At 36.8% G+C, this 24,309-nt stretch carries 27 protein-coding genes; 7 read left to right on the forward strand and 20 right to left on the reverse strand.

Going from position 1 to position 24,309, the window contains the following annotated elements:
* Positions 1-185 precede the first annotated feature (185 nt).
* The gene (locus LZZ90_RS12900) at positions 186-1,379 is read right to left on the reverse strand and encodes a pyridoxal phosphate-dependent aminotransferase (RefSeq protein ID WP_237791119.1); all 1,194 of its coding nucleotides are present in this window, start codon (positions 1,377-1,379) and stop codon (positions 186-188) included.
* Between the two features lie 125 nt (positions 1,380-1,504).
* Here LZZ90_RS12900 and LZZ90_RS12905 point away from each other — a divergent pair, with 125 nt between their 5' ends.
* The gene (locus tag LZZ90_RS12905) at positions 1,505-2,818 is read left to right on the forward strand and encodes a PDZ domain-containing protein (RefSeq protein ID WP_237791120.1); all 1,314 of its coding nucleotides are present in this window, start codon (positions 1,505-1,507) and stop codon (positions 2,816-2,818) included.
* Positions 2,819-2,862: 44 nt separating this feature from the next.
* Here the strand turns inward: LZZ90_RS12905 and LZZ90_RS12910 are convergent, their stop codons facing one another.
* Positions 2,863-3,297: a DUF1573 domain-containing protein gene (locus LZZ90_RS12910; RefSeq protein WP_237791121.1), complete on the reverse strand. Its 435-nt coding sequence runs from the start codon at positions 3,295-3,297 to the stop codon at positions 2,863-2,865.
* Between the two features lie 315 nt (positions 3,298-3,612).
* Here LZZ90_RS12910 and LZZ90_RS12915 point away from each other — a divergent pair, with 315 nt between their 5' ends.
* Positions 3,613-6,243 carry a valine--tRNA ligase gene (locus LZZ90_RS12915; protein ID WP_237791122.1) on the forward strand — a complete coding sequence of 877 codons (2,631 nt, stop codon included), beginning with the start codon at positions 3,613-3,615 and terminating at the stop codon, positions 6,241-6,243.
* A 55-nt stretch (positions 6,244-6,298) separates the two neighbouring features.
* Here LZZ90_RS12915 and LZZ90_RS12920 read toward each other — a convergent pair whose 3' ends face one another.
* The 8 genes from LZZ90_RS12920 to rsfS all read right to left on the reverse strand — a co-directional run bounded on the left by LZZ90_RS12920 (position 6,299) and on the right by rsfS (position 12,402).
* On the reverse strand, positions 6,299-6,760 hold the full coding sequence (locus LZZ90_RS12920) for a PepSY-like domain-containing protein (RefSeq protein ID WP_237791123.1): 462 nt from the start codon (positions 6,758-6,760) through the stop codon (positions 6,299-6,301).
* A gap of 40 nt (positions 6,761-6,800) precedes the next feature.
* Entirely contained in the window at positions 6,801-7,586 is a 786-nt protein-coding gene (locus LZZ90_RS12925) for a superoxide dismutase (protein ID WP_305039222.1), read from the reverse strand.
* Between the two features lie 34 nt (positions 7,587-7,620).
* Positions 7,621-7,905: an acyl-CoA-binding protein gene (locus tag LZZ90_RS12930; protein WP_237791124.1), complete on the reverse strand. Its 285-nt coding sequence runs from the start codon at positions 7,903-7,905 to the stop codon at positions 7,621-7,623.
* A complete protein-coding gene (locus tag LZZ90_RS12935; RefSeq protein ID WP_237791125.1) occupies positions 7,905-8,567 on the reverse strand; it encodes a phosphatidylserine decarboxylase family protein in 663 nt (220 codons plus the stop codon). Before LZZ90_RS12935 ends, LZZ90_RS12930 begins: the two co-directional genes overlap by 1 nt.
* Entirely contained in the window at positions 8,548-9,366 is an 819-nt protein-coding gene (locus LZZ90_RS12940) for a phosphatidate cytidylyltransferase (protein WP_237791126.1), read from the reverse strand. Before LZZ90_RS12940 ends, LZZ90_RS12935 begins: the two co-directional genes overlap by 20 nt.
* Position 9,367: 1 nt before the next feature.
* A complete protein-coding gene (locus LZZ90_RS12945) occupies positions 9,368-9,970 on the reverse strand; it encodes a lactate utilization protein B/C (protein WP_237791127.1) in 603 nt (200 codons plus the stop codon).
* Positions 9,971-10,080: 110 nt separating this feature from the next.
* A complete protein-coding gene (ftsH, locus tag LZZ90_RS12950; RefSeq protein WP_237791128.1) occupies positions 10,081-12,018 on the reverse strand; it encodes an ATP-dependent zinc metalloprotease FtsH in 1,938 nt (645 codons plus the stop codon).
* Positions 12,019-12,030: 12 nt separating this feature from the next.
* Positions 12,031-12,402, reverse strand: coding sequence for a ribosome silencing factor (gene rsfS / locus LZZ90_RS12955; RefSeq protein WP_237791129.1), 372 nt, complete (start codon positions 12,400-12,402; stop codon positions 12,031-12,033).
* Positions 12,403-12,497: 95 nt separating this feature from the next.
* On the opposite strand from rsfS, the gene LZZ90_RS12960 reads away from it, so the two are divergent.
* On the forward strand, positions 12,498-13,229 hold the full coding sequence (locus tag LZZ90_RS12960; RefSeq protein ID WP_237791130.1) for a biotin--[acetyl-CoA-carboxylase] ligase: 732 nt from the start codon (positions 12,498-12,500) through the stop codon (positions 13,227-13,229).
* A 61-nt stretch (positions 13,230-13,290) separates the two neighbouring features.
* Here LZZ90_RS12960 and LZZ90_RS12965 read toward each other — a convergent pair whose 3' ends face one another.
* Together LZZ90_RS12965 and pyrE are read right to left on the reverse strand one after the other, a co-directional pair.
* A complete protein-coding gene (locus tag LZZ90_RS12965) occupies positions 13,291-13,683 on the reverse strand; it encodes an SRPBCC family protein (protein ID WP_237791131.1) in 393 nt (130 codons plus the stop codon).
* Between the two features lie 21 nt (positions 13,684-13,704).
* Positions 13,705-14,352: an orotate phosphoribosyltransferase gene (pyrE, locus tag LZZ90_RS12970; protein WP_237791132.1), complete on the reverse strand. Its 648-nt coding sequence runs from the start codon at positions 14,350-14,352 to the stop codon at positions 13,705-13,707.
* A gap of 8 nt (positions 14,353-14,360) precedes the next feature.
* On the opposite strand from pyrE, the gene LZZ90_RS12975 reads away from it, so the two are divergent.
* A complete protein-coding gene (locus LZZ90_RS12975) occupies positions 14,361-14,963 on the forward strand; it encodes an NUDIX hydrolase (RefSeq protein ID WP_237791133.1) in 603 nt (200 codons plus the stop codon).
* Positions 14,964-14,987: 24 nt separating this feature from the next.
* Here LZZ90_RS12975 and LZZ90_RS12980 read toward each other — a convergent pair whose 3' ends face one another.
* Genes LZZ90_RS12980 through LZZ90_RS12995 form a run of 4 tightly spaced genes read right to left on the reverse strand, consistent with a single transcriptional unit; the run spans position 14,988 to position 18,401 of the window.
* Positions 14,988-15,200: a hypothetical protein gene (locus LZZ90_RS12980; protein WP_237791134.1), complete on the reverse strand. Its 213-nt coding sequence runs from the start codon at positions 15,198-15,200 to the stop codon at positions 14,988-14,990.
* 23 nt (positions 15,201-15,223) lie between these two features.
* Positions 15,224-16,957: a M14 family metallopeptidase gene (locus LZZ90_RS12985; RefSeq protein WP_237791135.1), complete on the reverse strand. Its 1,734-nt coding sequence runs from the start codon at positions 16,955-16,957 to the stop codon at positions 15,224-15,226.
* A 7-nt stretch (positions 16,958-16,964) separates the two neighbouring features.
* The gene (gene coaD / locus LZZ90_RS12990) at positions 16,965-17,420 is read right to left on the reverse strand and encodes a pantetheine-phosphate adenylyltransferase (protein ID WP_237791136.1); all 456 of its coding nucleotides are present in this window, start codon (positions 17,418-17,420) and stop codon (positions 16,965-16,967) included.
* Positions 17,421-17,426: 6 nt separating this feature from the next.
* A complete protein-coding gene (locus tag LZZ90_RS12995; protein WP_237791137.1) occupies positions 17,427-18,401 on the reverse strand; it encodes a D-alanine--D-alanine ligase in 975 nt (324 codons plus the stop codon).
* 191 nt (positions 18,402-18,592) lie between these two features.
* Here LZZ90_RS12995 and LZZ90_RS13000 point away from each other — a divergent pair, with 191 nt between their 5' ends.
* Positions 18,593-19,222 carry a PASTA domain-containing protein gene (locus tag LZZ90_RS13000; RefSeq protein ID WP_237791138.1) on the forward strand — a complete coding sequence of 210 codons (630 nt, stop codon included), beginning with the start codon at positions 18,593-18,595 and terminating at the stop codon, positions 19,220-19,222.
* Positions 19,212-20,264 (forward strand): RluA family pseudouridine synthase, encoded by a 1,053-nt coding sequence (locus LZZ90_RS13005; RefSeq protein WP_237791139.1) that lies wholly within the window; start codon positions 19,212-19,214, stop codon positions 20,262-20,264. Before LZZ90_RS13000 ends, LZZ90_RS13005 begins: the two co-directional genes overlap by 11 nt.
* A 27-nt stretch (positions 20,265-20,291) precedes the next feature.
* Here the strand turns inward: LZZ90_RS13005 and LZZ90_RS13010 are convergent, their stop codons facing one another.
* Positions 20,292-20,834 (reverse strand): GNAT family N-acetyltransferase, encoded by a 543-nt coding sequence (locus LZZ90_RS13010; RefSeq protein ID WP_237791140.1) that lies wholly within the window; start codon positions 20,832-20,834, stop codon positions 20,292-20,294.
* 119 nt (positions 20,835-20,953) lie between these two features.
* On the opposite strand from LZZ90_RS13010, the gene yaaA reads away from it, so the two are divergent.
* Positions 20,954-21,712, forward strand: coding sequence for a peroxide stress protein YaaA (yaaA, locus tag LZZ90_RS13015; RefSeq protein ID WP_237791141.1), 759 nt, complete (start codon positions 20,954-20,956; stop codon positions 21,710-21,712).
* A gap of 1 nt (position 21,713) precedes the next feature.
* Here the strand turns inward: yaaA and LZZ90_RS13020 are convergent, their stop codons facing one another.
* The 3 genes from LZZ90_RS13020 to LZZ90_RS13030 form a co-directional block, all read right to left on the reverse strand.
* On the reverse strand, positions 21,714-22,064 hold the full coding sequence (locus LZZ90_RS13020; RefSeq protein WP_237791142.1) for a hypothetical protein: 351 nt from the start codon (positions 22,062-22,064) through the stop codon (positions 21,714-21,716).
* A 146-nt stretch (positions 22,065-22,210) separates the two neighbouring features.
* Complete coding sequence (locus LZZ90_RS13025; RefSeq protein ID WP_237791143.1) at positions 22,211-22,564, reverse strand: hypothetical protein; 354 nt, start codon at positions 22,562-22,564, stop codon at positions 22,211-22,213.
* A 167-nt stretch (positions 22,565-22,731) separates the two neighbouring features.
* Entirely contained in the window at positions 22,732-24,309 is a 1,578-nt protein-coding gene (locus tag LZZ90_RS13030; protein ID WP_237791144.1) for an MDR family MFS transporter, read from the reverse strand.

Below are 24,309 nucleotides of genomic sequence, written 5' to 3' on the forward strand. Positions count from 1 at the left end.
ATTTAGGAAGTTTGCAAACAGAAAAGAAAGTTTTGATTTAGCCCTGATGGCAGTGGTATCTTTTTGTTTTGTTGCGTATATGCAAAACAAAAAATTAAACGGACAGCAGGAATAGGGATTGCAAAAAAGGACTATCCTTTTGCTTCTGGAAATAAAAAAGCCCCTTTGGTAAGAGGCTTTTGTTTTTATTTGTTGTTGTAAGCTGTTAAGGCTTCTTTGAGAATTTGAACCGATTTGATCAGATCTTCTTTCTTAAGAACATAAGCAATTCGTATTTCGTCTAAGCCAACACCTGGAGTGGAATAGAATCCGGCAGCAGGGGCAACCATAACGGTTTCACCATTGAAATCGTATTCTTCTAAAAGCCATTGAGCGAAATCATCGGCGTTTTTAACCGGCAATTTAGCGATGCAATAAAAAGCACCTTTTGGATTGGCAACGGTTACGCCTTCGATTTTGTTTAACTCGGAAACTAAAGTATCGCGACGGTCTTTGTACTCAGTAATTACATCATCAAAATAACTTTGAGGAGTGTCTAAAGCAGCTTCACTTGCAATTTGCGCATAGGTTGGCGGGCTTAAACGTGCCTGTGCAAATTTCATGGCAGTAGCCATAACTTCTTTGTTTTTAGAAACGATGCAACCAATACGTGCTCCACACATACTGTAACGTTTAGAAACTGAATCAATCATGATGGCATGTTCTTCCAATCCCTCTACATTCATTACCGAGTGGTGGGTATAACCGTCGTAAGCGAATTCGCGGTAAACTTCATCTGCAATTAGGAACAAATCGTGCTTTTTAACCAATTCGGCCAATTGTTGGATTTCTTCTTTTGAATATAAATAACCTGTTGGATTACCCGGATTACAGATTAAAATAGCTTTTGTTTTCGGAGTGATAAGTTTCTCAAAATCTGAAATTGGAGGAAGTGCAAAACCTGTTTCAATTCCTGAAATAACCGGCACAACTTTTACACCTGAAGCAGTTGAAAAACCATTGTAATTTGCATAGAATGGTTCTGGAATGATGATTTCATCACCTTGATCCATAGTGCTTCCCATTGCAAAAAGCAAAGCTTCCGAACCGCCTGTGGTAATAATAATATCGGCAGAATTGATTGGTAATCCGTGTTTTTGATAATAAGCTGCTAATTTATTTCTGTAGCTTTCAAAACCGGCAGAATGACTGTATTCTAAAACTTCGATATTAGCGTTTTTAACTGCGTTAAGAGCTACTTCCGGAGTTTTAATATCCGGTTGACCGATGTTTAAATGATATACTTTATGACCTTTTTTCTTGGCCATTTCAGAATACGGAACCAGTTTTCTGATTGGTGATTCCGGCATTTGTTGTCCTTTATTTGAAACTTTTGGCATGGTTTGTTTTTTTGTTCTGCAAATTTGCGATTATTTTTAGTAATACAGAAAACTGAATTGTTATTAATTTTTTAAAATCGTAGGAAATATCAATGTAATGTAGTAATTTTCAGAAAAAAGGAAGTATGAGATTAATTTTATTAGTCTTTTTTTATGTTCTGGGTTTCAGTACTTATGGTCAGTTTGGTTTTCAGTGGAAGTCGGAGAAAAACAAAATTGTCATTCCGTTTACTTTCGTAGACAATCTTATTATTATCCCTATTGAAGTTAACAATACCAAGTTGAATATGTTGTTGGATTCCGGATCGGAACCGTCGCTTATTTTCAGTTTTCCGGAAAATGATTCGATTCATTTGTTTAATACCCGTAAAATAAAAATTTCCGGATTAGGAAACGAAGAAATTGCAGAAGGTTTGCTATCGAATAATAATGTAGCCAATATTCAGGGGTTTACCAACGAAGACTTTCAGATCCTGGTTATTTTAGATGAAGACCTAAACTTTTCTTCTCGGATCGGAATTCCGGTTAACGGGATTTTAGGCTACTCATTTTTTCAGAACAATTTAGTGGAAATCAACTATACAAAAAAGAAAATTACAATTTATAAAGACCGTAAAATTCTAGAATCAGGCAAATTAAAATCATACACTAAATTACCTGTAAAAATTGTAAAAGACCGACCGTATCTAGATGTAAAAACTAAGTTGGAAAACAAAAGCCATAATCTAAAATTGCTTATCGATACCGGAATGGCAGACGGGCTTTGGCTTTTTGAAAACGATTCCATTAAATCCGGAAAAAACTATTTTGAGGATGTTTTAGGTCAAGGAGTCGGGGGTACGGTTTTGGGAAAACGATCGCGATTGGAAGAAATACAAATTTCTAAATTCAAGTTCAGTTTGCCTTTAGTTGCCTATCCGGATCCAACTTCTTATAAACAATTGGAAATGGTTGAAGGAAGAGACGGATCAATCGGAGGAGGAATTCTAAAGCGTTTTAATGTTTTTATTGATTATGAAGGGAGTCAGTTGCTTTTGAAAAAGAACTCTTTGTACGATGAGGAATTCAATTATAATATGAGTGGAATTGAACTTCAGCATAATGGGGTAGAATGGGTAAAAGAGCAGTATGTTGATACCGATAATAAAAGTTCAAAAAATGAGAAGAATATAATATTTGACAGTGAGAACTTTAAATATCGATTCACTTTAAAACCGGTTTTCGAAATCGCAACCATTCGTAAAAATTCTCCGGCTGAGCTTGCTGGTTTGCTAGCAGGTGACAGACTTTTAAAAATTAACGGCAGAAATGTTGGGAATCTTTCAAAGCAAAAATTAGACGAAATGCTGCTCGATGAAGACGGTAAAAAAATGGAACTTGAAATAGAGCGGAAAGGCAAAGTCAAAAAATTCGAATTTCATCTCAAGAAGATACTATAAAAAAACCCGCTATTTAGCGGGTTTGATTTTATTAAGTAAAGTTGTTACGATTGTGGTCCTGTTTTAGCTTTTTCCAAAACATTTTTTTCTTGTTTGACAATCACTTCTCCTTTAATTCGGATGGCTACTTTTCCGCCTTCTACGTTCACTGCATTGGATTCTACCGTAATCGTTTTGGAAATTTTACCAGGATTCATGTTGTATTTCACATCAATTTTTCCAGTTTTTCCAGGCATGATTGGCTCAGTTGGTTTCGAAGGAACCGTACATCCGCAAGTAGACTGAACATTAGTAATGATCAATGGAGCATCACCGGTATTAGTGAACTCGAATGTTCTTACCCCGCTGTCAGAATCTTTGGAAACGGTACCGTAATCAATTGTATTGTCTTTCGCTTTAAATTCAATTTTCGGTCCTTTTTGTGCATAGGAAGCAACGCTGAAAGCTAAAATTGCAACTAGTCCTAATAATTTTTTCATGCTTTTGAGTTTTAATAGTTATCGTAAAATTACATTGTTTTAATAAACGAACAAATATTTTAACGCTCTTTTTTTATTTGCTCAGTTATCGTTATTTTTGCCAGAATAAATTACAAAAAGTGTACCAAAACTTATTTCATATCAATCTTTTTTTGGAGCGAGTCAACGGCTTGTGTCTGTAATCCCTGTTCCCGCTGTACGCACTACAAGGTAGTTGCTGCCATCGGGGCTACTGAGGATACTATTTGATTTTTTGTAAACATATTTTTAAAGTTTAAATTTTTTAAACTTTTAATCCTAAAACATTTAACTAAAATGATACCTGCTCAATTTGACGCCAAACTAGTAGAAAAAAAATGGTACGATTACTGGATGAAAAACAATTATTTTCATTCCAAGCCTGACCATAGAACTCCCTATACTATCGTAATTCCGCCGCCAAACGTAACCGGAGTGTTGCACATGGGGCATATGCTTAACAATACCATTCAGGATGTATTAATCCGTCGTGCCCGTTTAAAAGGATTCAACGCATGTTGGGTGCCGGGAACCGACCACGCTTCAATTGCAACCGAAGCAAAAGTTGTGGCAAAATTAAAAGCGGAAGGAATCAACAAAAATGATTTATCCCGTGAAGAATTCCTAAAACACGCTTGGGAATGGACTGATAAATACGGAGGAACTATCTTAGAGCAATTAAAACAATTAGGTTGTTCTTGCGATTGGGACCGTACTAAATTCACTATGGATCCGGATATGTCGGCATCGGTAATCCGTTCCTTTGTAGATTTGTATAACAAAGGGTTGATTTACCGCGGTTACCGTATGGTGAACTGGGATCCGGAAGCGAAAACTACCCTTTCAGACGAAGAAGTGATCTACGAAGAAAGACAAGGGAAATTATACCATTTAAAATATCAAATTGAAGGTTCAAATGATTTTGTAACCATTGCAACCACGCGTCCGGAAACGATTTTAGGAGATACTGCAATTTGTATCAACCCTAATGATGAGCGCTATACGCATTTGAAAGGTAAAAAAGCTATAGTTCCAATTTGTAATCGAGTAATTCCAATCATTTTTGATGAATATGTTGATATGGAATTCGGAACCGGATGTTTAAAAGTAACTCCGGCTCACGATGTTAACGATAAAGAATTAGGTACAAAGCATAATTTGGAAATCATCGATATTTTCAACGAAGACGCTACGTTAAATTCGTTCGGATTGCATTATCAAGGAAAAGACCGTTTCGTAGTTCGTGAGGAAATTTCAAAAGAATTAGAAACGATTGGCGCTCTAGCTAAAGTAGAAAACCACTTGAACAAAGTTGGAACTTCTGAAAGAACCAAAGCGGTAATCGAGCCAAGATTATCCGACCAATGGTTCTTAAAAATGGAAGAGTTGGTAAAACCTGCCATCAAAGCTGTTTTGCAATCAGATGAAGTAAAATTATATCCTTCGCGTTTCAATAATACCTACCGTCATTGGATGGAAAATATTCGCGATTGGAATATTTCCCGTCAGTTGTGGTGGGGACAACAAATCCCTGCATATTATTACGGAGAAGGAAAAGAAGATTTCGTAGTAGCGGAAACTCCTGCAGAAGCTTTAGAATTAGCTAAAAAGAAAACCGGAAATGTAAATCTTCAAATATCAGATTTAAAACAAGATGCCGATGCTCTAGATACATGGTTCTCTTCATGGTTATGGCCAATGGCTGTTTTCGGAGGTGTAATGAACCCTGAAAATGAGGATTTTAAATATTATTATCCAACAAATGACCTAGTTACAGGTCCGGATATTTTGTTCTTCTGGGTAGCCCGTATGATTATTGCTGGTTACGAGTATGCAGATGCAAAACCATTCTCAAATGTATATTTAACAGGATTGGTTCGTGATAAAGAAGGACGTAAGATGTCTAAATCTTTAGGGAACTCGCCAGATCCGTTAGGTTTGATTGAGAAATTTGGTGCCGATGGAGTTCGTTGCGGATTATTGTTAAGTGCTTCGGCAGGAAATGATATCTTATTCGATGAAGAATTGTGTAACCAAGGAAAAGCTTTTGCCAATAAAATCTGGAATGCCTTTAGATTGATCAAAGGGTGGGAGGTAGCCGATATCGAACAGCCGGAATCTTCAAGAGTGGCGATTGAATGGTACGAAGCGAAATTGCAGAAAACCTTAGCGGAAATCGAAGATAATTTCGATAAATACAGAATTTCCGATGCTTTAATGGCGATTTATAAATTGGTTTGGGACGATTTCTGTTCGTGGTTCCTAGAAATGATCAAGCCGGGTTATCAGCAGCCGATTGACCGTGCGACGTTCAACAAAGCGATTGAAATGTTGGAAGCTAATTTGAAATTATTGCATCCGTTCATGCCGTTCTTGACGGAGGAAATTTGGCAATACATCGCTGAAAGAACTCCGGAGCAAGCTTTAATTGTATCAGAATGGCCGAAAATGACTTCTGCAAATGAGAAACTAATTGCAGATTTTGATTTTGCTACCGATGTTATTTCCGGAATCAGAACCATCAGAAAAGATAAAAATATTCCGTTTAAAGATACTATTGAATTGAAAGTAGTGAACAATGAAAAAGCTTCTGTTTTCTTCGATTCAATTATCAAGAAGTTAGGGAATGTAACCAATTTGGAATACGTTTCAGAAAAAGTAGACGGAGCATTGTCCTATCGAGTAAAATCCAACGAGTACTTTATTCCAATTACCGGAAATATTGATATCGATGCGGAAATCACAAAATTAACGGAAGAACTTAATTATACTAAAGGTTTCCTTAAATCAGTTCAAGCGAAATTATCGAATGAGAAATTCGTGGCGGGTGCGCCGGAAAAAGTTATTGAAATGGAACGCAAAAAAGAAGCCGATGCCTTGGCGAAAATAACAACCATCGAACAAAGCTTAGCTGGTTTGAAAGTTTAATAGAATAGAAAAGCCCCGAAAAATTCGGGGCTTTTTTTATGATAAATTATAAAGATTATTCTTTTTCGCTGCTCTTGTTTTCCTTTTCTTTTTTTAGAATTTTCCCGGAAGATGAAATCAGAAGTTCAAATGATTTGTTTTCTTTTTCAATGGTTACTTCGTAAAGTGTTCCATCGTGAGCGGTTTCTATTTTTTCAGTTTCTAGCACTTTATAACCATTGAATTCTCTTGAAATAACAGAGCTTACTGGTTTTGGCAAATCTGTTGTTTTGATTTCAAATTCGGTTTCCAGCCATTTTCCCGATTTGTGAAATAGCGCGGAATGTTTTACTTCATTAAGAGTAAAATCCGCTTCGTATTCAAAATCGTTTTCCATTTCCCACGTAGTATTGTTTACTGTTGGGAATTTTGATTTAAAGGAAGTCATGACTTCAGTGGGTACTTTATCGTTTGGAATGTCTTGTGCAAAAGCAAACGAACTGACCGAAAATACTGCAAGTAAGAGTAAATTTTTCATTTTTTTGTCGTTTTAATTCTTCAAACTGATTTTACTTTGATTATTCTCTAATAACGTGTTTTAAAGCTTCTAAATATTTCTCTTCAGCCTTTTTCCAATTTACTACATTGAAGAAAGCTGAGATGTATTCGCCACGTTTGTTTTGGTATTTTAAATAATAAGCGTGTTCCCATAAATCCAAAGCCAGAATAGGAGTTCCTTTGATGGGCATTTCAGGCATTAAAGGATTGTCTTGATTCGAGGTTGTGCCGATTTGTAGTTTACCGGTTTTATCGACTACCACCCAAGCCCAACCAGAACCAAAATGCTTACTGGCAACATTCACAAACTGAGATTTGAAAGTATCATAAGAACCAAAATCTCGATCTATAGCGACAGCTAAACTGTCTGTAGGTTTTCCGCCTGCTTTTGGCGCCATAGATTCCCAATATAAATTGTGGTTGTAATAGCCTCCGGCGTTGTTCCTAAGTTCGGCATTGTTAGGGTCGGATCCTTTTAAAATCTGATCTAAAGTCCAGTTTTCCAATTCGGTACCTTGAACCGCTTTATTTAAATTATTGCAATAACTCAAATGATGACGGGAATAATGAAGCTCCATCGTTCTACCGTCAATATATGGTTCTAAAGCATTATAAGCATAAGTAAGCCCTCGCATTTTAAACTTTCCTTTTTCAGCCTTAACATCGGCCGGATTTCCATAAACCGACTGGGTTTCCTGAGCTTCTGGTTCGGGAATTTGAACTACTTCCTCCAGATTGTTTTTCTGTCTGCAGGAAAAAAACGTTAGAAAGGCAAAGCTTAAAAGAGTTAGTTTTTTGATTTTCATCGGGTATTGGTTTAAAATAAAAAACGAAATCTGTTTACAAATTTCGTTCTTTCATGAGTTTGTTAATAATCTCAATATATTGTGTTTTGGCTTCTTCTGCCGAGAGGTTGTTCACCTGCATCCAAGCGTTTAGCTTAAAAGCACTTCGAATGTTTTGGGATTCCTGTCGAAAAAAAAACCGATCGGAATCATTGGAAGTGGCCTGTTTGTATAGGCCATAAAGTATCAACTGCAAATCTATCGGTACAGAAGATTGCGGTATCAGTTTGGCATTTTCAAAAGCCTCATCAAATAATTTATTCAGCTCTTCGGAATTCATTATTTTTTAGTTGCAATGATGGTTTTCCCACCAACGGCCTTTTGGTTTAGTTTTACGTTTACTTCGGTACCTAAAGGTAAGTATAAATCTACTCTCGAACCAAATTTAATAAATCCGGCGTCTGTTCCCTGAACTACCTGTGTACCTTCTTTTGCATAATTTACAATACGGCGCGCTAACGCACCTGCAATCTGACGGTATAAGATTTCACCGAAAACACGGTTTTCAACTACAACAGTTGTTCTTTCGTTTTCTTCACTGGCTTTTGGGTGCCAAGCTACTAAATATTTACCCGGATGGTATTTGCTGAATTTTACCAAACCGTTTACGGCATAACGGGTTACGTGAACATTAATCGGAGACATGAAAATGGAAACCATTAAACGTTTGTCTTTAAAATATTCCGGTTCAAAAACTTCTTCAATAACCACTACTTTTCCATCAACCGGAGCAATAATATGATTGTCGTTAATTTGGGTGATTCGTTTCGGATTACGGAAAAACTGCAAAATCATAATCAGCATGAACAGTGTGAACAGTTGTATGGCAATTCTAAGCCAGTTATTCATGCCTAAACTATCCACTAAAAAGATAATAGCAGTAGCAGTAATCGTTGCACCAAGAATGATTTTTGCGCCCTCTTTATGAAATTGTATGAACATAATTTAAAATTTGATAAAATAAATATAAAAACGGTAGTACAAAGATAATACTATCTAAACGATCTAGTACGCCTCCATGACCTGGCATTATTTTTCCGCTGTCTTTTACACCAGCCAAACGTTTGAATTTAGATTCGATTAAATCGCCAATGGTTCCGAAAAGCCCAACAAATAAGCCGGTAACAATCCATGCCAAAGGAGTCAGGAAGGTAAAATATATGCTCAGAAGATAACTTCCGATCATTGTGAATACAAGCCCTCCAATAAAACCTTCAATGGTTTTTTTAGGTGAAATACGTTCCAGTAATTTATGCTTGCCCATTGTTTTTCCTATAATATAGGCAAAGGTGTCGTTTGTCCAGATAAGGATAAAGATTCCGATGATGATATAAGGATTGAACTTGCCAGAGATGAAGGGAATTCGCATTAACAATACAAATGGTAAAATAATGTAACCGAAAAGCCAAACGTATTTTCCCGCGTTGTCAGTTTTAGGTTTTGCCTTTTCGCTGAATAAATCTACAATAAGATTTGTGGATACAAACAGTGTGGCAACCACCAGCATGATGTCGGACGAAAAATGAAAGGTTTGGACTACTACAAAAAAGATGTAAGCCACCAATGCTAAAAGTATGGGCAATGAATTTTTTAGATGGATCAATTTGCAGAATTCCACCACGGCAATAAGCATAAACACTCCGAATAGCAGTGTGAAACTCATTTCTGAATACAAAGTAGCCGAAACTAAAAGTAGGATATAAATCAAACCCGAAAGGGTTCTTGTTACACTTTCCTGCATGTTATAAGTCTTCTAAAAGCAATAAATACAGGTTTTTTGGGCAACTTCCGTACTGAAGAAAATCTTCTTCTTTTGCTTTTTCGAAATATTTAAATGTAGTAATGTTTGTTGGGTATTCCTTGTCGTATTTTTTCTTTATCTCACGCAATCCGTCGCTCTTGTTTCCTGTTATTTGACTTGTTGTTGCCAATATTACAATGTTTGCAGGTAAATCGTTGGGTTTGAATTGTTTGATTTGATTGGAAGAAAAAAGAATCGAGCCTTCATCAGCAATCAAGCTTTCGCAAGAAGCCAAAAGAAATTTTGGTTCTTTTGGGTTGGTGTAATTTAATTTATTTTCGTCAAGAAGGCTGTAAAGCTTTGGCTCTAAGCACATGGCTTCTTTTTCAAACCAATCGTTTTCTTCTAAAATACTTTCAAAATTATCATGAACTTCAGGAAGGTTTTCACAGTATAAAAACTTACCGCCGTTTTTTTTGAATTTATAGGTAAACAGCTCGTCAATAGGCATAACCGGATCGGGAAGGTAAGGACTGGAATCCTTTTCCTTGTCCTCATTGGAACCTTCGGAAGACGCGCCAAAAAATTTTCTGAAAAGACTCATATAGTATATAAAATCTTGTTTTTTCTACTTGGATAACAACCAAAGATAAAAAAATCTTAATTCAATCATGCAACTGAATTAAGATTTTTATCATTTTTTATTTAACAAGATTATTCGTTTTCCGTAACTGCTTCTGTTTCTGATTTTTCAAAAGGTCGTTTTCCGAAAATTGTTTCTAAATCATCTTTGAAAATTACTTCTCTATCGATAAGAATATCGGCCAGTTCTACTAATTTGTCACGATTTTCATTCAAGATCTGAATCGCTCTTTGGTACTGGTTTTCGATTAAATCCGAAATCTCTTTATCGATTACTCTTGCCGTGTCCTCAGAATACGGTTTGGAGAAATTATAATCGGTTTGTCCTGAAGAATCATAATAAGTGATGTTTCCTAATTTATCGTTCAAACCATAAACCGTTACCATTGCACGGGCTTGTTTGGTTACTTTTTCCAAATCGCTCAAAGCACCGGTAGAAATTTTGTTGAAAATTACCTTCTCGGCTGCACGCCCACCCATAGTAGCGCACATTTCGTCAAGCATTTGCTCGGGTCTTACAATTAAGCGCTCTTCGGGTAAATACCAAGCAGCTCCTAAACTTTGTCCACGCGGCACGATAGTCACTTTTACAAGCGGAGCTGCATGTTCCAGCATCCAGCTTACAGTTGCGTGACCTGCTTCGTGAATTGCAATGGCGCGCTTTTCTTCCGGGGTAACTATTTTGTTTTTCTTTTCCAAACCGCCAACAATACGGTCTACCGCATCAAGGAAGTCTTGTTTACCAACCGCTTTTTTGTTTTTACGAGCCGCAATTAACGCAGCTTCGTTACAAACGTTTGCGATATCAGCTCCAGAGAATCCTGGAGTTTGTTTGGCAAGGAAATCGGTATCTAATTCTTCTTCTTTTTTAAGAGGAGTCAGGTGTACTTCAAAAATCTCTTTACGCTCACGGATATCCGGTAAATCCACATAAATCTGACGGTCAAAACGTCCGGCGCGCATTAAGGCCTTGTCAAGAATATCGGCTCTGTTGGTTGCGGCAAGAACAATAACATGAGTATTGGTTCCGAAACCATCCATTTCGGTTAACAACTGATTTAATGTATTTTCACGCTCATCGTTTGATCCTGAGAAATTGTTTTTTCCACGGGCACGACCAACTGCATCAATTTCGTCAATAAAGATGATGGCAGGCGCTTTTTCTTTAGCTTGTTTGAATAAGTCTCTAACTCGAGAAGCTCCAACACCAACGAACATTTCCACAAAATCAGAACCTGAAAGAGAAAAGAAAGGTACTTTTGCTTCACCGGCTACGGCTTTTGCTAATAAAGTTTTACCTGTTCCCGGAGGACCGACTAATAAAGCTCCTTTGGGTATTTTTCCACCAATTTCGGTATATTTTTCAGGATTTCTAAGGAATTCTACAATTTCCTGAATTTCTTCTTTTGCGCCTTCTAATCCGGCTACATCCTTGAAAGTGACTTTAACGTCGTTCTTTTCGTCAAATAGCTTCGCTTTAGATTTTCCAATCGAAAAAATCTGACCGCCACCGCCACCAGCACCACCGCCTGACATTCTACGCATCATAAATACCCAGAATCCAATCAGTACGATAATCGGAAGGAAATTAATGAAGATGTCTCCCCAATTGCTTTCCGGTTCTGAAGAAAAATCGTTTAATTTTCCAGCACTTCGGGCTTCATCAAGCTTTTTTTGGAACAATTCCTGGTTTCCAATATCCAAAGAGTAGTGAGGACCTGTATTTTCTTTCCCAAGAATGGTTTCTTTTTTTATTGAGGAATGTGTTTTGCTTTTTAAAGCCTCTTTTTTAAGATAAACCTGAGCCGTTGTTTTGTTGAAAACGACTTTGTTTACCTGACTTGAATCTAAAAACTGATAGAATTTAGCTAAAGAAGTAGGTTTTACTTCCTGAAAATTTGATCCGCTTGAAACGAGTTGTATGGCTATTAAAATTAAAAGTATAGCACCATAAACAACCCACATGCTAACCTTAATTTTGGCAGGATTTGGTTTTTTATCTTTTGACATGTACTGTGATTATTAGTATTTGTTTTCAATAGAAGTGATTATTGCATCACCCCACAAACTTTCAATGTTGTAGTATTCACGGATGTGTTTCTGGAAAACATGAACCACGATGCTAACGTAATCCATTAAAATCCATTCGGCATTATCACCGCCTTCTACGTGCCAAGGTTTGTCTTTTAGTTCTTTGGATACTACTTTTTGTACAGAATTAGCAATTGCATTAACCTGTGTATTAGAATTTCCGTTGCAAATCACGAAATAATCGCAAACGGTATTGTCAATTCCTCTTAAATCTAAAATATCTATATCGTTTCCTTTTACGTCTTCAATCCCTTTGATGATGTTTGCTAACAATTCATCGTTGTTTATCTCTTTTACCGCCATTTATGTTTACTATATTTTTGGCAAAGTTACCATTTTTGTTGTTATTTTTGACATCTTAACATAAGATTAAACTTCTTAAGAAGCATATTAATTTCATGAACATAATCAAACTCAGTGCCACAGCTTCCACAAATGACTTTTTAAAGGAAAAACTGTCAAAACAGTACCTTGAAAATTTCACTGTTGTGGTAACTGAAAATCAAACTGACGGTAGAGGGCAGATGGGAGCAAAATGGAATGCTGAAGCTGGTAAAAATTTGACATTCAGCGTTTTAATAAAAGATGTGTTGTTGGAGATTAATTCTATTTTTCATTTAAATGTTGCTGTTGCGGTAAGCATAGTGGAAGCGTTGCGAGAATTTCAAGTGCCTGATCTAGCTATTAAATGGCCGAACGACATTTTGGCAGGAAACAAAAAAATTGGCGGAATATTGATTGAGAACAGCATTAAAAACCAAGGTGAAATTTTTTCAGTAGTAGGTATTGGTTTAAACGTTAATCAAAATGATTTTCAAGAATTGCCTAAGGCCGGTTCGCTTTTTACGATAACTAACAAAGAGTTTGATAAAGAAGTGTTAATGCTTTCCATTCTGCAAAGGCTTAAAAAGAATATGTCAGTATTGCTTGGTGGAGATTTTAATTTTTTTTGGGAAAGCTATGATAAATTACTTTATAAAAAAGGTGTCCCAATGCCTTTTGAAGATACTGAGGGAAATCGCTTTATGGGAATAATCCAGAGAGTTACAGATTTCGGGAAATTGGAAATTTTACTTGAAAGTGATTCGTTTCAACAGTTCGATATCAAGGAAATTCAGATGTTGTATTAAAAAAGGCTTTTAGAGATTTCTAAAAGCCTTTTTCTTTGGAATATGTATTAGCACGGTAAACTTAAAGTTTACTCATGTTTGCAGATAGAGTCTCAATGAATTTTGAGATCGGCCCTTTAATCATCATAGCCATCATTGGGTTGAAATCACCCTCGAAAAGCAACTGTACTTCAGAAGTGTTTGGTGATAACGCGTTGATGTTGGCAGTTAAGGTAAAAGGTAATTTATCGCTCGCAGCTCCCAAAACAACTTTGTTTGGTGCTATTTTGTCTTTCATTTTTAATTTGATTTCCGGCATTCCTTTTAATCCGAAGATAAAGGCATTTTCATCCAAAACTTCAAATTTTGCGATGGATTCCGGCATTAATTTTTCAAAATTTTTAACGTCTGTTAGAGCATTAAATAAATACTCCGGCGATTTTTCAACGTTTACTTTCGGACTTTCTAAATTCATAAGTGTTTTTATTCTGATATTTTATACTTCAACACCCCAAGTAGAAGGACTTTTACGCCATTCTTTAAGTGTTTCGTGTTCTTCTTCTGTAATATATTGTTTTGCAACGGCTTCTTCTAGTAATGTGTCGTAGTTACCCAAGGTGAAAACATCCAAATTAGCTTCTTTGCAGTTTTGTTCGGCAATATCAAATCCATAAGTAAAGATGGCAACCATTCCTTTTACGTTTGCACCGGCATCTCTTAAAGCTTCAATTGCTTGTAAGCTGCTTTTCCCTGTACTGATTAAATCTTCAACCACCACAACGGTTTGTCCTTTTTGTAAAAAGCCTTCCACCTGATTTTGACGACCGTGTTTTTTAGGCTCTGGGCGAACATATACAAAAGGAAGTCCCATAATTTCAGCAACAAGCATACCAATTCCGATAGCTCCGGTTGCCACTCCCGCAATTACATCGGGTTTTCCGAATTGTTTCTCAATGTTTTTTGCAAATTCCTCACGCAGATAATTTCTAATCGGTGGAAATGAGAGGGTTATACGGTTATCGCAGTAAATAGGCGATTTCCATCCCGATGCCCATGTAAAAGGATTTTTGGGATTTAATTTAATTGCGTTTATTTGTAAAAGCAATTCGGCTGTTTTTTTAGCTGTGTCTGTGTTAAAAATCATAAGTGCAAATGTATAAAGTTTTTGTGAACGATAAGCCATTTTTCCTGACAAATCAAGTTGTTAAGGAAACTGATTTTCAACTTTTTCTTCTGGAAAGCGTTGATATCAAGCAAATTATTGTGAAAATGTTCCAGAATAAAATTCAGAAGGCTTTTTTATACCATCCAGACGAAAAGGAAATCATGTCTAAGCTTAAAGAGAAAATCCCAGTGGTAAAAGCAGGTGGCGGATTGGTCTATAACAAGAAAGGTGAAGTGCTTTTTATCTTCCGAAACGGAAAATGGGACCTCCCAAAAGGTGGAATTGAAAAAGGCGAAGTTATCGAAGAAACTGCCATTAGAGAAGTAGAGGAGGAAACCGGTGTTTCAGGGTTGAAAATAACCTCAAAGTTGCAAAAAACATATCATGTTTTTAAACGAAACGGACGTTACAAGCTCAAAGTAACACACTGGTTTGAAATGAAAACGAATTTTGAAGGTATACCACACGGTCAAGCCGAAGAAGGAATTGAAAAAGTTGCCTGGTTAAATCCGGCAGAAATTAAAGAAGCTTTGAATAACTCTTATGAGAACATAAAATTATTGTTTGAACAAGAAAAGATATTGCAATAAAAAAGCCGCTAAATGCGGCTTTTTTTATTTGTTTTCTCTGGTAATTATGAAATAGATTACATAGATCCAGCTCAAGATTCCATGGAGAAATGCCCACAGAACTGAATTATTTCTCGACCAGGATATTACTATTGCCAGAACAGTTCCCATGCCTATTCCATTATGGATTACTTCTTTACGCAGCGCCTCGTCTTCATTGGCAAAAACAGGAATTGTCATTAATACGACAAGTGTCAATAGTAAACTTTTTTGCTTCATAATTAATAGAGCATTTTTTTATAAATAGGGTACTGTAAATAGGCTTTTTCAAAGTATTTTGAATGTTTGTAAACCCAGTCCAGTTGCGCATCTCCATCTTCAGCAAATTTCTTGTCTTCTTTTCTTTTCGTTTCCAATTCCTCTTTTAGTTTTGGATTTTCCTCAAGAACCTGTTTGGCCAAATCTTCGAAAACATAAGGCGAATAATATTCTTTTTGTTGTAAAATCGTATCGAAGAAATTCCAGTTAAAGAACGAATCGGCTGCTTCCGGCTCTAAGGTTTCGATCAGATATTTACTGTTTTTCTGATTACTGTAAATAATGTAATCACCTTTGTGAAACTTCACATTTTCCGTTGTTTTAGTAACAGAAGTATTATAATGGTAATAGTGTCCTTCAAAAGGAGTTTCTGAAGTTTTATAATCGGAAATCTTATAACTGTCAACAGAAATCAGGGTGTCTTTTTTCAATTGGGTCATTTCAATTCGGTTAAGCTTCATTAAATCGATTACATTCCAATATTGTTGTGGAACAATGTAATATTGAGGAATATACACTTCTTTTTTAGGTTTGTACACTTCATAAAACGGGATCATTTTATTGAAAGGCTTGGTTCTGTCATAATACAAACGAGGTTTTCCGGAAACATCGCTGGGTTTGTATTTTCCTTCGTAGCCTAAAAATGGTATCTGTTTCACTTTTGCCGAATCGATTTCCCATTGAACAGTATATAACCCACCTGTCATGTGATTTTCAATGTTTTCTTGTCTTAATTTTAAAATTTCTGCGACATTTTTATCGGTAAAATTTAAAGTTGAAAGCATGTATTCGTAAGTAACTTTAACGCGTTCGGAGTATTTTTTAAGCATATGGGTTTCAACCATTACTCCCAAAGTATTAAACATTGAAGCGTATCCAGTTGAAAAACGCGGAGTTTCCATACTTTTTGCAAAACCGTGTTCCGGCGTCTGGTTGTAAATATTCACATAAGGTACCGACTCGATCTTCTTCGTTTTCAGATCTTTTAAGATGGTAGGCATCATTTTCTCGTTTAGGAATGTACCTAATTTACCGCCTAATTTCTGATAATGTGTTGCTATATAGGTAAGTGTATATTGGTAATCTGCACCGTTGCTAACGTGATTGTCCAGAAAAACATCCGGGTTGACCATGTTAAAAATCACCTGAAAAGTTTTTGAATTTTTAGTGTCGGATTTGATAAAATCACGGTTTAGATCGAAGTTTCGCGCGTTTCCTCTAAAACCGTAAGCTTCGGGGCCATTTTGATTTACTCGTGAAGTACTGTTTCGGTTTAATGCACCTCCAACATTGTATACCGGAATAGCCACAACTACTGTGTTTTTTGGGGCAACAATTTTTCCGGCAGCCAAATCTCTCATGAACAACATGGTAGCATCGATTCCGTCAGTTTCTCCGGGATGAATTCCGTTGTTGATAAGGATTACTGCTTTATTGTTATTGTGCAGTTGGGTGTATTCCAGATTTTTGTCTGGATTGAAAGCCACAATGTGTAAAGGCTCGCCACTGTCGGTCATTCCGATGGAGCGCATTGCGATGGTTTCGTAGGCTTTGTCAAGGTTTTTGTAAAATTCAATTGCTTCGGCGTAGGTTGCCGATTGGTTTCCGTTTCCTTTTTCATAAGGAGTTTTCAATTCGGTTTTTTGAGCCGATAAAATTCCGCTGCTTAACAATAATAAGCTGATTATTTTTTTCATTGTTGTGTTATTTTATTTTTACAGATTCGGGTACTAAAATGGTATAATCGCCACCATTTCTAATAACGTCCCTAACAATGCTGGAACTGATGTGTGAAGTGTCTATGGCGGTTAATAAGAACACGGTTTCTATTTCAGAAAGCTGACGGTTTGTATGTGCAATCGCTTTTTCAAATTCGAAATCTGCCGGGTTTCGTAACCCTCTTAAAATGAATTGAGCACCTAGTTTATGACACAATTCAATGGTCAAACCTTCATAAGTAACCACAGAAACCTTTGGTTCGTTTTTAAAAGAGTCTTCGATGAATTTTTTACGGTCTTCTAAAGAAAACATGTATTTTTTTTCTGCGTTGATACCGATAGCAATTACAATTTCATCAAATAAAGGCAAAGCTCTTTTAATGATGTCGAAATGCCCTAAAGTTATCGGATCGAACGACCCTGGAAAGATTGCTTTTCTCATAAGATTTTATGATTTTAACGCCAGTTCGATTGCGTTGCTGAACAATTCGGTTAGTGAAATTCCTGCTTCTTTGGCCTGTTGCGGTAAAATACTTTCGGTTGTTAATCCCGGAATAGTATTCATTTCCAGCATATAAGGTTCTCCATTTACGATGATGAACTCACTTCTTGAAAAACCTTTCATTTTTAAAACTTCGTAGGCTTTTTTAGAAACGGTTTCCACTTTTACACGGATTTCATCTGAGAGTCGGGCAGGAGTGATTTCCTGAGATTTTCCTAAATACTTTGCCTCATAGTCGAAAAAGTCGTTTTCTGAAACGATTTCCGTAATCGGTAAAACTGTTGTTTGTCCTTTATAATTTATAACTCCCACCGAAACTTCGGTTCCATCAAGGAAACTTTCAATGATGATTTCACTGTCTTCTTTATAAGCGTTTTCAATAGCAGGAAGTAATTCTTCTTTGGATTTTACTTTAGAAATTCCAAAGCTTGAACCTGATTTGTTTGGTTTTACAAATAATGGTAATCCTAAAGCTGAAATGATTTCCTCTTGGTTTATAGCATCGCCTTTATCCAAATAAAAAGAAGTTGCGGTTTTGATTCCATAAGGTTTCAAAACTGAAAGTAAATCACGTTTGTTGAAAGTTAATGCTGCCTGATAATAATCACAAGAAGTTTGCGGGATGCCTAATAACTCAAAATAGGCTTGCATTAAACCGTCTTCCCCTGGAGTTCCGTGAATGGCATTAAAAACCACATCAAAAGTTAATTTGTTGCCGGCATAATTAACGGAAAAGTCATGACGGTCTACTGGAAATTCGTTTTCGTTTTCATCCACCATAACCCATTTTTCTTTGAAGATATGAATTCGGTAGGCGTTATAGTTTGATTTGTCCAAGAAGTTGTATACTACATTTCCGCTTTTTAGAGAAATTTGATATTCGCTGGAATAGCCTCCCATAATGATGGCAACATTTTTCATAGATGTCCGTTATTTGATAAGTATATAGTTCTTACAAAATTATTACTATTTGTTGAAAACCACGTCAAAAAATATTTTTCTTCGGATAAAAATGAAAAAGTGGGCTGCTGACCACCTTAGGTAAAGAATTACTTTTTCGGAAGAAACAAAAAATCTTTAGTATTTTATATCTTTGCCCAAAACCCAAAACAATGAGTTGGAAAAAATTTTTAACAAGCCCAGCATTTTTTAAAAACGCCGCTTTAGCATTGATCATAGTTGTTGTATTTGTTGTCGGTGTAATGAGATTTTTGAGCGTGGCCACAAACCACGGAGAGGAAATCCCGGTTCCGAATCTTTCCAAAATGAGTGTTGAAAAAGCCGAAGAACGCTTAAACGACATCGATTTGGAATTTCATTTGCTGGATACTGTAGATTACAATCCTTCTTATCCGCCGTATTCTATTGTGGAGCAGGACCCATTGGCGGGTGTTACAGTTAAAGACGGAAGAAAGGTTTACGTGAAAATCAATTCAGGTGGTTATGCCAGAGTTGTTTTACCTGAAATGGTGCAGAAGACTTATCGTCAGGCGTTATCAACTTTACGCGCATTAGGGCTAAAGGAAGGCGATGTAAAATATGTAGAATACATGGCTAAAGACGTTGTTTTGGAAGTAAAGCAAAACGGAAAGAAACTTAAAGCGGGCGATCGTATTTTAAAAGCTTCTAAAATTGATTTTGTTTTAGGTGATGGAAAAACAGGATATCAGGAAGAGGAAACCGACAGTATAAAAACACAGGAAATTTTAGAGCCGGCTCCGGCAGAAGAAAATGCAGAATAATATAGATTTAGAGCAGGACGAGTTCGATGATGATGACGTACTATTTGAGCATCATCGCTTTGAAGTAGCCAAAGGGCAACAAGCCTTACGAATCGATAAGTTTTTAATGAACCTTATCGAGAATACCACCCGAAATAAAATACAGAAAGCAGCAGATTCCGGAAACATTTTTGTTAATGATGTTGCTGTAAAATCCAATTATAAGGTTAGACCCAGCGATGTGGTTCGGGTAATGCTGGAGCACCCACCGTACGAGCATTTGCTAAAAGGGGAAAATATTCCTTTGGATATTATTTATGAAGACGATCAGCTAATCGTAGTAAACAAACCGGCAGGAATGGTTGTGCATCCGGGCCACGGAAACTATTCCGGAACTTTGGTTAACGCATTAGCCTATCATTTCGATAATTTACCAATGAACAGCAGCGAGCGCCCAGGTTTGGTACATCGTATTGATAAAGATACTTCAGGTTTGCTTGTAGTGGCCAAAACCGAACTCGCAATGGATTATCTTACCAAACAATTTGCGGAGAAAACTTCAGAGCGTGAGTATGTTGCTATGGTTTGGGGTAATGTTTTGGAAGATGAAGGAACTATTGTGGGCAATATTGACCGCCATCCGGTAAACCGAATGCAAATGGCTGTTTTTACCGACCCAGATAAAGGAAAGCATGCGGTAACTCATTACAAAGTTTTGGAGCGTTTAGGATATGTAACTTTGGTTTCCTGCAGATTAGAAACAGGAAGAACTCATCAAATTCGCGTGCACATGAAGCACATCGGGCACACGTTGTTTAACGACGAGCGTTACGGAGGCGACATGATTTTAAAAGGAACCACTTTTACCAAATACAAACAGTTCATCGATAATTGCTTTAAAACCTTACCAAGACAGGCGCTTCATGCTAAGACGTTAGGTTTTGAACATCCGATTACCAAAGAGTTTATGCGTTTTGATACGGATATTCCACAGGATATGAAAGATTGTATCGAAAAATGGAGAACTTATTCCAAATCCCATACTTCGGAAGAAGAAAATTAAACGAAATCCCTTGAAAAAGGAATTTTTTTATGGCTTGTATTCGTGTTTTAATAAAGAAAAAACGAGTGAATCTTCCATCACATTGTTTTTGAAGTAATGTTCGCGTAAATGCCCTTCTTTTATGAAATTCAGTTTTTGAACCAATTTTAAAGAAGCAATATTCTCTGGGGAAATGAATGCTTCGATTCGATGTAATTGCATTTGGGTAAAGCCATAATGAACCACAGCTTTTAAAACTTCACTCATTACGCCTTTTCCTTTGTAAACATCACTGTTTAGCGCATAACCTATTTCAGCACGGGAATGTTCCAGGTACCAAGTGTGAAATCCGCAGGAACCGATAGTTTCTTTGGTGGATTTGTCAATAATTAGAAAGTTAACAAACGACCTGTTGTAAGTGGTCATTCCTTTTTCAAACTTGCTTTTTTCTTTAAGGAATTCTGCTTTGGAGGTTACTCCAAAAAAAGCTTTTAACTCTTCTTGATTGTAAGTTGTAAAAACGTACTGATACACTTCCGGAGTTAATTTAAGTAAGTCGTATCTGTTGGTTGTAATGAAATCAAAAGTCATTGAAAGAGGTTGTTTTTTTATGATTTGAAACGAAGTTAAGCAAATCTTCTCAAACCAAATTATCTGTAGGCTTTTATGATTTGAATTTGTATTTTTGAAATCCATTTAAAAAATAAACCATGAAAATTGTTATTTCTCCGGCTAAGTCACTAGATTTTGAAAAGCAGCTTCCAACCAATCAATATTCGGAATTGTGTTTTTTAAAAGAAGCGAATTCGGTGCATAAAGTTCTGAAAAAGAAAAAGCCAAAACAATTGATGGAATTAATGGATATTTCTGATAAACTTGCCGATTTGAACTGGCAACGCAACCAGGATTGGGCAATACCTTTTACTCCGGAAAATGCACGTCCTGCGGTTTATGCCTTTAACGGAGATGTGTATATTGGCTTAGACGTTTACAATCTGGCTTCCGATAAATTGGATGTGTTGCAAAGCAAACTTCGAATTCTTTCCGGACTTTATGGGCTTTTGAAACCGCTGGATTTAATTCAGCCGTATCGTCTGGAAATGGGAACGCAGCTTCCTATTGGTAAAAATAAAAACCTGTATGAATTCTGGAAAGCGAAAATTACCAAAGAACTGAACAAGGAACTTAAAAAAGGCGATTTGTTTTTGAATTTGGCCAGTAATGAGTATTTTTCTGCAGTTGATGTAAAAGCGCTAAAAGTACCTGTAATCACTCCTGAATTTAAGGATTATAAAGACGGAAAACTTAAAATGATCAGTTTCTTTGCCAAAAAGGCGAGAGGAATGATGGTGCGTTATATTATCGATACAAATGCAGAAACCCTCGAAGACTTGAAAGGTTTCAATTACGAGGGCTATAAGTTTGATGCGTCGTTATCCAAAGGCAATACTCTGGTTTTTACGCGATGATTTATCTGAAATGAAGGTATTCTTCGTAGTCACGAAGGGTCTCACGGGTAATTTTGTGCTGATCACGCGATAATTCACGAAGGGCTTCCACACCTTTACGGGCGCAACGACGTACTCTTAAAATTCGGCTTGAAAAATCCATAAGACGTTTGGCATCGGAAGGTTGTAATTTTTCACGCAATTCGTCTACAAGCTCGTTGAATTCGTTGACGACGTAACTGTTTTCTTCATATTCGGATTGTAAATCCACTAAAAACTCATCAATTTCTTTCTCGATGTCGTGAAAGTTGTGTTCGCTTTTTTTGAAAAATTCGCGGAGCATTTTTTTGTCGTTGCCAGTAAAGATACCCATAATGAAGAATGTTTTTGGTTACTACTTAATGTGTTATATATCAATCAAATATATTTTAAATTTGAGTTAATTTAACATTAAGGATACTGAAAATCGATTAAATGTTAAAATGCACGCTGAACAGAAATTAATGAAGGAAAATATTTCTAAGTTAAGTATTGTTCGATATCACGCAGGGCTTCTTTGGAGATTTTTTGCTGTTCGCGGGAAAGATAATTCAGGCCTTCTATGCTTTTTTTGGCGCAACTTTTCATTTTACTGACTTGCTTGAAGTAGTTATCGAGTTTAACAGCGTCTTCTTGGGATAACAGCGGTTTTATTTTAGTTGTAAAAGTGGAGAATTCCTCAAGAATTAACTTGTTTTCGTTGAAATAGGCTTTCAAATCGTGAAGTAATTCGTTGATTTCCTTTTCGATATCGGAATGATAGTTTTTGTTTTTTCTGCTGATTTCTTTTATCAGTTTCTTTTCTTTTTTGTTGAACAGTCCCATGGTTTTCATTAGTTTTTTCGAACGACTAAAATAAATGATGACAAGAGATTGGATTTTATGAAATGGTTATCAAAACACTATTTGAAGGTTAGTTCACTGTTAAGGAGTAAATAAAAAAAACTCTGAACAGGCTGTGTCCAGAGTTTTTCAATCAATCAGTAACTATATAATGTTGCTTAATGAACATTCGACATATCTACTTTTCCGGAACCTTTCTTGATCAATAGCATGAACGGGATGCAAATCAGGAACATAATTCCCAGATATAAAAACACATCCATATAAGAAAGCACCGTACTTTGTTTCATTATTGACCCTTCTAAAGCTTTGTGCGCTTTGTCAAGCGCTTCACTTGCGCTAAAACCTTTCGACATAAAAGCCATTTGTATTTGCTGAATGCGCTGTTGTACTTCAAATTTAGCCGAATCCAAATGGGAGATTAAATCAACGCGGTGTTGTTGGCTGAATCTAGAAATGAAGGTCGTGATAATGGCAATTCCGAAGGAACCACCCAACTGACGCATCATTCCTGTAAACGCAGCTCCTTCACCAATTTCTTTTCCTTGTAAAGTGGATAAAGCCAAAGTAGTAATCGGAACGAAAAGGAAGCCTAAACCAACTCCGCGTAAGATCAATGGCCAGAACATGTGTTCGCTTCCGGTATCCGGAGTCATAACGTTGTGCATCCAGAAGGTGAATCCGAAGAAAACCAGGAAGCCTATGGAAACCAGATAGGCTTGCGGGACACCTTTTTGAATCAGTTTTCCAATGATCGGCATCAGGATCGCAGTGGTTATGGAACTTGGAATCAGTAATAATCCGGTATCCGTAGCGGTCCAGCCTAAAATCGATTGGGTGTAAATCGGTACTACAAACGTGGTTCCGTACAAACCGAATCCTAAGATGAAACACATGATGGTTCCGATTCTCAGATTTTTGTTTTTTAAAACCCTGAGATTTACAATCGGGTACTTATAGGTTAGCTGGCGCCAGATGAAAAAGATCAATCCAAATGCTGATAAAACACTCAAGGCAACAATGGTAGGGTTTTCAAACCAATCGTCCTGCTGACCGTGTTCCAAAACAAATTGCAACGAACCGATAAAAGAGGCAAGAAAAATAATTCCCCACCAGTCCACCTGATTGGCTTTTAATTTCTCACCATATTTAGGACTTCTAACAAATGAAAGTGTTAAAACGGTAGCAATAATCCCCAAAGGGATATTGATGTAGAAAATGTAGGGCCACGAAAAATTATCCACTAAATAACCTCCTAATGGTGGTCCTAAAGTTGGTCCTACAATTACACCCATCCCGTAAATTGCTTGCGCCATCCCTCGTTTTGCTGCCGGATAACTTTCTGTAATAATGGTTTGTGCCGTTACCAAAAGCGCGCCACCACCCATACCTTGAATGAATCGGAAGAAAACCAGTTCCCAGATATTCGTTGCATTTCCACACAAAAAGGAAGAAACGGTAAAGATGATAATCGAGGCGGCAAAGTAATTTCTACGTCCGAATTGTTGCGACAACCAGCTCGTCATCGGAATAATGATAACGTTGGCAATCGCATAAGCCGTGATCACCCAAGCGATGTCGGTAAGTGTTGCGCCTAACGTTCCGCGCATATCGTTTAAGGCTACGTTTACAATGGTCGTATCGACAATTTCAAGCAGCGCACAAAGTACGGCCGTTATTGTGATAATGACCCTGCGAAAGCCATATTCTACTAAATCTTCTGCTTGTGTTGTCAT

It is taken from the genome of Flavobacterium sp. SM15 (assembly GCF_022012335.1).
GTDB lineage: Bacteria > Bacteroidota > Bacteroidia > Flavobacteriales > Flavobacteriaceae > Flavobacterium.